The organism is Microbacterium sp. (assembly GCF_051953575.1).
GTDB lineage: Bacteria > Actinomycetota > Actinomycetes > Actinomycetales > Microbacteriaceae > Microbacterium.
Genome location: NZ_JBQCIP010000201.1, coordinates 1 through 7,628, shown reverse-complemented (window position 1 = coordinate 7,628; position 7,628 = coordinate 1). Strand labels below are relative to the sequence as shown.

The 7,628-nt window shown below is 68.8% G+C and carries 6 protein-coding genes and 1 pseudogene; 5 read left to right on the top strand and 2 right to left on the bottom strand.

The genetic code is table 11. From position 1 onward, the window contains the following. Both ACTHNQ_RS12485 and ACTHNQ_RS12480 read right to left on the bottom strand, forming a co-directional pair. A pseudogene (locus tag ACTHNQ_RS12485) lies at positions 1-620 on the bottom strand (glycoside hydrolase family 32 protein); the annotation flags it as partial. Between the two features lie 81 nt (positions 621-701). Continuing rightward, the gene (locus ACTHNQ_RS12480; RefSeq protein WP_440333813.1) at positions 702-2,318 is read right to left on the bottom strand and encodes a glycoside hydrolase family 68 protein; all 1,617 of its coding nucleotides are present in this window, start codon (positions 2,316-2,318) and stop codon (positions 702-704) included. A 195-nt stretch (positions 2,319-2,513) separates the two neighbouring features. Here ACTHNQ_RS12480 and ACTHNQ_RS12475 point away from each other — a divergent pair, with 195 nt between their 5' ends. The 5 genes from ACTHNQ_RS12475 to ACTHNQ_RS12455 form a co-directional block, all read left to right on the top strand. Beyond that, entirely contained in the window at positions 2,514-3,572 is a 1,059-nt protein-coding gene (locus tag ACTHNQ_RS12475; protein ID WP_440333811.1) for a LacI family DNA-binding transcriptional regulator, read from the top strand. 81 nt (positions 3,573-3,653) lie between these two features. Continuing rightward, a complete protein-coding gene (locus tag ACTHNQ_RS12470; protein WP_440333809.1) occupies positions 3,654-4,943 on the top strand; it encodes a sugar ABC transporter substrate-binding protein in 1,290 nt (429 codons plus the stop codon). A gap of 66 nt (positions 4,944-5,009) precedes the next feature. Next, positions 5,010-5,951: a carbohydrate ABC transporter permease gene (locus ACTHNQ_RS12465; protein WP_081634627.1), complete on the top strand. Its 942-nt coding sequence runs from the start codon at positions 5,010-5,012 to the stop codon at positions 5,949-5,951. Between the two features lie 2 nt (positions 5,952-5,953). Continuing rightward, positions 5,954-6,907 (top strand): carbohydrate ABC transporter permease, encoded by a 954-nt coding sequence (locus tag ACTHNQ_RS12460; RefSeq protein WP_440333806.1) that lies wholly within the window; start codon positions 5,954-5,956, stop codon positions 6,905-6,907. Then, positions 6,904-7,628: PfkB family carbohydrate kinase (locus tag ACTHNQ_RS12455; protein WP_440333804.1), on the top strand; the 725-nt coding region annotated here is incomplete at its 3' end. The genes ACTHNQ_RS12460 and ACTHNQ_RS12455, both read left to right, overlap by 4 nt.

Genomic DNA, 7,628 nt, shown 5'->3' with positions numbered 1-7,628 from the left:
GTGTCGTCCCAGAAGACGCGCGGGTCGCGCCAGTCGGCCACGCCGGGGTTGTCCATGATCGGGTTGCCCTCGTACGCGTCGAAGCGGTAGCCGCCGTCGTGCGAGACGAACAGGGACTGCCGCTGCACGCCGTCCGTCTGCTGCGTGACGATGGCGATGACGGCGCCGTCGCCTAAGCCGGCCGTGCCGTGCTCGTCGACGACCGCGGTTCCGGTCCAGATGTCGCCCAGTCCGTTCGCGTACTTGTCGATGGCGATGCCCTGGTCGGTCCAGTGCACGAGGTCGGGCGAGGTCGCGTGGTACCACGCCGTGCCGTTGCCGTCGGGATGGTCGGCGTTGTACAGGTAGTAGAAGTGCCACAGCCCGTCGAGGAAGAACGGCTTCTGCGGGTCGTTCATCCAAGCCCGCTCTGGTGTGAGGTGCACGGCGGGGCGGTCTGCGGACCAGTCCTCGGGGCGCTGGAACGGGTCGGCGGACGGCGAGGCCTTCGGCGCCGGCTCGCCCGCGCGCGGCCACAGCACGACGGCGCACGCCGTCGCCACCAGGGCGGCGGCGATCACGACGGCGGCGATGATCCGGCCGCGGCGACGAGTCCTCTGTCGCGGGGCGGGGTTCGTCATCGGGTCCTTCCGGTCGGAGACGGTGAGGTGGATGCCTCGGCCGGGGCGGGCCGAGGCATCCACTTCTCGTCAGCGGGCAGGTCAGCGCAGCGGCTTCACCTGTCCGCCGGGGGTGATGTTGACGTTCGCCGGGATGTCGGCCCAGCCGCCGAGCCCGCCGTCGCCGTAGGTGTCGTCGACGCTCGTGGTGGCGCCGTCGATGTCGACCTTCACCGTCGGGGCGAGCGTGCCGCCCCGGACGAAGTCGTCGGACGTGCCGATCGTGTCGATGAACGACTGCACCAGCCCGCCGGGCATCACGTAGTGCGAGTACGCCTGGAACGCGCCGGGGTGCTGGTTGTAGTCGGGGGCGAAGGGCTGGCCCTGCAGGTAGTTCAGGTTCGTCGGGTTGCCGAGTGCGAGCCCCGAGCCGCCGTTGAGCGGCTGGAAGTCGGAGCGGATGCCGTCGCCGACGAAGCCGTAGACGCCCTCGGGTCCGTCGATGCCGGCGCCGAACGTGCTGCGGTGGGTGATCGTGAAGAGATACGCCTTGCCGTCCTTGAAGATGAACTGCGGGCGCTCGGTCTGGTCGGTGACGCAGTTGGCCGACAGGATCGGCGGCAGGAACTCCCACGACGTGAGGTCGTCGTTCTTCGCCTTGGCCAGGCCGATGTTCGCGATCTGGTAGGTGGCGCCGGAGGCGTTCACCTGGTCCACCGTCTCGGCGTAGGGGTCGCCCTCCTGGTAGCCGAGGTCGGCCTCGTTGCAGGTGGCGGCGCCGCGCGTCATGGCGCTGTTGCCCTCGAACACCATGTAGGTCTCGCCCGGGTGCGCGGGGTCCTCGAACGTGAACGGGTCGCGGAAGTTGAAGTACGGGTTCTGCGCACCGGTCTGGTAGTACGTGCCGTCGGCCTGCAGCAGGTCCTGCACCTCGGTGAAGCCGGTGAGCTTCACGCCGTTGCCGGTCGCGTGGATCTTACCGACGCTGAGGGCGATGCGCGGGTCGTACGGCTTGATGTCGTGGCCCTGCGCGTCGCGGTAGAACGCGACGTCGGTGAAGAAGAGCTTGATCTCGCCGCCCTTGAACACGCGCGCCGAGCCCGACCACTGGGTCTGGTGGCTGTACGACTGGTCGTCGAAGATCTTGCCGGTCACGCCCTCGGGGAAGACGAGGCCGCCGTACGTCCAGCCGCCGTTCTCGGGACGCTGGTCGGCGGGGATGCCGGCGGGGCGGAAGAAGTAGCCGATCTTGGCGTAGACGTGGCGGTCGTCGAAGCCGAGGCTGCGGTCGGCGACGAGCGAGAAGATGACCTCCTGGCCGTTGATCGAGTACTGGTTGCCGTGCTCGTCGGTCAGGGGCCAGGTGTCCCACACCCAGACCTGGTCGTTCGACATGTCGGGGAAGTCCTGCGGCACCTCGGGCATGGTGAGCGATGCCGGCATGGAGTTCTCGCGCGAGCCCGCTGCCGGGTCGGACAGGCGCTTGAGCTGGCGGGCGTCGGCGCGGGTCCACTTGGCGGTGAAGTCGTCCTCGGGGGCGTACGCCTGCTGCGTGTGAACGGTCGGCTTCGGACCATCCTGCAGGTCGGGCAGCGCGCCGGCGGTGGGGACGCCGGGTACGGCTGCGGCGGGAAGGCCGATGAGGACGGATGCCGCGACGGCGGCCGCCGTGACACCGCCGGCGAGGAGCCGCCGGAGGCGCTTCGGGGGAGTGTTCATTTCTGTGCTCCTTGGGGGTAGGAGCTATGCAAATCGATTTGCACAGCTCGTCCATAGTCACATGGAGTACCCCTTCGGCGCCGCCCCGGGTTCTGTCGGTGGGGGAGGAAAGAACTCGCACTTGACGGACCCGCGTTCCGCAGTTCATAATCATCGCGGCACGATAAATCGATTTAGCACAAGGGAGTGTCACAGATGGCGAGGGCGCGCATCTCGGACGTGGCGGCGGCAGCCGGCGTCTCGGTGACCACGGTGTCGCTCGTCATGAACGACGTCGAGGCGCGCATCTCGGAAGAGACGCGGCGGCGCGTGCGTGACGCCGCGCGGGCCGTGGGCTACGCGCCGAGCTCGGTCGCACGAGGCCTTCGCACCCAGCAGACGCGGACCGTCGGTCTCATCTCGGACCAGATCGCCACGACGCCCTTCGCCGGACGGATGCTCGCCGGCGCACAGGACGCGGCCCGTGAGAACGGGCACCTGGTCTACCTGCTCGACACCGGCGGCGACACCGAGATCGAGAGCGAGGCCATCCGCGCCCTCTCGGCCCAGCAGGTCGACGCGATGATCTACGCGTGCATGTGGCACCGGGTCGTCGACGCGCCCCAGGGCCTGTTGCCCCAGACGGTCTTCCTGGACTGCCGTCCGGCGGCGGGCGGGTTCCGCAGCGTGGTGCCCGACGACCGCGCCGGGGGCGCCGCCGCGGTGCGTCAGCTCGTGGACGCGGGTCACCGGCGCATCGCCTACATCGACACCGACGACACCGGCGTCGACGGCCCCATCGCCTCGAGTCTGCGACACGAGGGCTATCTCGAAGTGCTCGCCGCTGCCGGCATCCCCGCGGATCCCGCGCTCCACGTGCGCGCCGAGACGTCCGCACACGGCGGCCGCGCCGCCGCGGATGCGCTCCTCGACCTGCCTGACGACCAGCGGCCCACCGCCGTGTTCTGCTTCAACGACCGCATGGCCGCCGGCGTCTACATCGCCGCGCACCGCCGCGGCCTCGACATCCCGCGCGATCTGTCCGTCGTCGGCTACGACGACCAGCAGCTCATCGCTGCGGAACAGGATCCTCCGCTCACCACCGTCGCCCTGCCCCATTACGCCATGGGGCGCTGGGCGATGGAGGTCGCGCTCGGCGTCCGCGCAGAGGGGGATGAGGACGCCACGCACCTGATGGAGTGTCCCGTCATCCGACGAGACTCCGTGGGCCCGCCGCCGGCGCAAGTCGCCAAACCGAACCGGCGACGGGCTTAACACACCGAGTGGCCGCCGCACGGCGGCCCCCGATCGATGATCCACGCGGGCGTGGATCACCAAGAAAAGGAAACCACAACAATGCGCAGGAGTATCCCGCTCGCCGTCTCGGCCGGGCTCGTCACCGCGGTGGTCCTCACCGGCTGCGGTCAGGCCGGTCAGGGCGACGCCACCACCGAGGACGGCCGCACCAAGCTCACGATGTGGACCCACTCCGCCGGAAACCCGGCAGAGCTCGAGGTCTACGAGCAGATCATCGACGACTTCAACGCGTCGCAGGACGAGTACGAGGTCGTGCACGAGTCCTTCCCGCAGGGCGCCTACAACGACGCGATCGTCGCGGCTGCGGCATCCGATGATCTTCCCTGCCTGCTCGACCTCGACGGGCCGATCATGCCCAACTGGGCATGGGCCGGCTACCTGCAGCCGCTCGACATCTCGACCGACATCACCGACTCGCTGCTGCCGACCGCCGTCGGCAAGTGGGACGACAAGATCTACTCGGCCGGGTACTGGGACGCCGCGCTCGGGATCTTCGCGCGCAAGTCCGTGCTCGAGCAGAACGGCATCCGCATCCCCACCGTCGACGACCCGTGGACGAAGGACGAGTTCTCCGGCATCCTCGCGACCCTCAAGGCCGCCGGCTACGACACCCCCATCGACGTCGGCGCCGAAGACACCGGCGAGTGGTGGCCGTACGCTTACTCCCCGTTCCTGCAGAGCTTCGGCGGCGACCTCATCGACCGCGACACGATGCTGAGCGCGGACGGCGCCCTCAACGGGCCCGAGGCCGTCGCGTGGGGCGAGTGGTTCCAGAGCCTCTTCACGGACGGCTATGCGAACTCCAGCGGCACGGTCGGCAACCAGGAGTTCGTCGACGGCGACGTCGCGCTCAGCTACACCGGCGTGTGGAACGCGCTCGCCTCGGTGGACGCGGTCGGCGACGACCTGCTGATCCTTCCGTCGGTCGACCTGGGCGACGGACCGAAGATCGGTGGCGGATCGTGGCAGTGGGCCATCTCGTCGTCGTGCAACGACGCCGAGGGCGCACGCAAGTACCTCGAGTTCTCGTTCCAGGACAAGTACATCACCGAGTTCGCCGACAAGCAGATCGTGATCCCCGCGACGGACGCGGCCGCACAGGCGTCGAAGTACTTCGGCGACGACGGCGTGCTGCGCCCGTTCGTGGACTTCTCGCAGAAGTTCGCGGTGCTGCGTCCCGAGACCCCCGCCTACGCGGTGATCTCGTCGACGTTCGAGACGGCGGCGAAAGACATCATGAACGGCGCCGACGTCAAGACGACGCTCGACAACGCGGTCACCGAGATCGACACCAACATCGAGTCGAACGACGGCTACGGCTTCCAGTGATCCACCGGCGGCGGGGGCCCGACGGCCCCCGCCGCACGCTGAAAGCCACTCCATGAAAGCAGACCGATGACAGTCACACCTCCGACGGTCGCGGCCGAGACGCCTCGTCGCTCCTTCCGTCGCTTCCGCTCCTCGAAGGGCAGGGAGACGTGGGCGGGCCTGGGCATGATCGCCCCGGCCCTGGTCCTCCTCGTCCTGTTCCTCATCATCCCCGTGATCCTCGCGTTCACCCTGTCGTTCACCAACGCCCGGCTCATCTCGCCCAACCCGCCCCGCTTCGTCGGCTTCGACAACTTCGTCCGCGCGTTCACCGCCGACCCCGTCTTCCTGCAGTCCGCGTGGAACACGTTCCTGTTCGCGCTCGTGGTCGTGCCGGTGCAGGCCGGCCTCGGCCTGGTGCTGGCGGTGCTGGTGAACCGCCGCATGCGCGGCACCACCCTCTTCCGCGTGATCTTCTTCATTCCCGTCGTGACCTCGATCGTCGTGGTCTCGATCCTGTGGAAGTTCATGTACCAGAAGGACGGCCTGATCAACTCGATGATCGACACGATCACCTTCGGGGCGTGGACGGGTGTCGACTGGCTGAACAATCCCAGCACGGCGCTCGGCGCCATCATCGTGCTGTCGATCTGGCAGGCCGTCGGCTTCCACATGATCATCTGGCTCTCGGGGCTGCAGACGATCCCCGAAGAGCTCTATGAGGCCGCCCGCATGGACGGCGCCGGACCGTGGCGCCAGTTCACGAACGTGACGTGGCCGGGACTGCGCCCGACCATGATCTTCGTGCTCGTCACGATCACGATCGCCGCCCTCGGACTGTTCGTGCAGGTCGACGTGATGACGCAGGGCGGCCCCACCGGCTCGACCTCGACGATCGTCTACCACGCCGTGCGCAAGGGCTACGAGCAGCAGGAGATCGGCTACGCCGCCGCGATCTCGCTGATCTTCTTCGTGGCGGTGCTCGTGATCGCGCTCGTGCAGCGCTGGCTCACGCGAGACAAGGACTGATCGTGACCGCCACCAGAACCCTGACCACCGCTCGCGACGACCGCCGCGCGCCCCGGCCTGCGGCATCCCCGCGCAGCGCGAAGTCGTCCCGCGTCCGCGGGAAGGTCTTCACCTATGTCGCGATGAGCGTGCTCGCGCTCTTCTTCCTGTTCCCTCTCGTCTTCATGTTCGTGTCGAGCCTCAAGCCCGACAGCCAGATCCTGCAGGACATCGACTCGCCGGCGGCCTTCCTGCCGGTGGGCGACATCAGCCTCGACAACTACTTCGGCGTCTTCGACCGGGTCCCGGTGGCGCAGTTCCTGTTCAACTCGGTGCTCGTGACGGTGCTGACCGTGGGCCTCGGGCTCATCGTGAACTCGATGGCGGGCTTCGCCCTCTCGCGCCTGCAGTGGAAGGGACGCGTCGTCGTGCTGGCCCTCGTCATCGCGACGCTGATCGTCCCGTTCGAGACGATCGCGGTGCCGATGGTCTACTGGGTCGCGCAGCTGCCGACGCTCGTGATCGAGGGCGGCGTGCTGAAGTACGACTTCGGCTGGCTCAACACCTACGAGGTCCAGATCGTGCCGTTCATCGCGAACGCGTTCTCGATCTTCCTGTTCACGCAGTACTTCTCCACGATCCCCAAGTCCCTCGACGAGGCCGCCCGCATCGACGGCGCGAGCTGGTTCACGATCTACCGGCGCATCCTGGTGCCGCTGTCGGGACCCGCGTTCGCCACGGTCGCGATCCTCACGTTCCTCCCCGCGTGGAACCAGTACCTGTGGCCGCTCATGGTCGTGCAGAAGGAGGAGCTGCGGCCGGTCATGGTCGGCATGCAGTACTTCTTCCAGCTCAACACCGCTTGGGGCGAGGTGATGGCGTACACGTCGCTCATCACGATCCCCGTGCTGATCGTGTTCCTGGTGTTCCAGCGCGCGTTCGTGAGCAGCATCGCGGCGAGCGGGGTGAAGGGGTGACCGGCGAGGGCGCACGGATCGTCGTCGTCGGGGAGGCGCTCGTCGACATCGTGCACCGCGCGTCGGGGATCGTCGAAGAGACGCCCGGCGGCAGTCCCGCGAACGTCGCGCTGACGCTCGGACGCCTCGACCGCGAGCCCGTCCTCGTCACGCGGCTCGGTCGCGACGAACGGGGCATCCGGCTGCGGCGGTGGCTCGAGGAGTCCGGCGTCGAGGTCAGGGGAGTGGATGCCGCACGCACCGCGACCGCGACGGCACACCTCGACCCGTCGGGCGCCGCGACGTACGAGTTCGACCTCGGCCGGTCTCTGGTCGACGACCCCGCGCAGCTGCCGGAGCTCGTCGGCGACGCCGACCTGCTGCACGTCGGATCGGTCGCCGCCGTGATCGAGCCGGGCGCGGAGCATGTCGTGCGCCTCGCGCGCGCCACGCGGCCGCAAGCGCTCGTGACCTACGACCCGAACATCCGGTCGTCGCTCGTGGACGATCCCGCCGCGGTGCGGGCCCGGGTGGAGGAGCTCGTGGCGCTCGCCGATGTCGTGAAGGCGAGCGACGAGGACCTCCGCTGGCTGCAGCCGGGTGACGACGTGCTCGAGGCCGCCCGGCGATGGGCCGCGCGCGGACCCGCGTTCGTCGTCGTCACGCTCGGCGCCGACGGCGCGCTGGCGGTCACGGCCGGCGGCGACATCGTCTCGGTGCCGGGTGTCGCGACCGAGGTCGT

Bases quoted from the DNA above. Each gene is read 5' to 3' on its own strand.
- ACTHNQ_RS12475 (WP_440333811.1), top strand. From the start codon at position 2,514: ATGGCGAGGGCGCGCATCTCGGACGTGGCGGCGGCAGCCGGCGTCTCG.
- ACTHNQ_RS12465 (WP_081634627.1), top strand. From the start codon at position 5,010: ATGACAGTCACACCTCCGACGGTCGCGGCCGAGACGCCTCGTCGCTCC.
- ACTHNQ_RS12470 (WP_440333809.1), top strand. From the start codon at position 3,654: ATGCGCAGGAGTATCCCGCTCGCCGTCTCGGCCGGGCTCGTCACCGCG.
- ACTHNQ_RS12480 (WP_440333813.1), bottom strand. From the start codon at position 2,318: ATGAACACTCCCCCGAAGCGCCTCCGGCGGCTCCTCGCCGGCGGTGTC.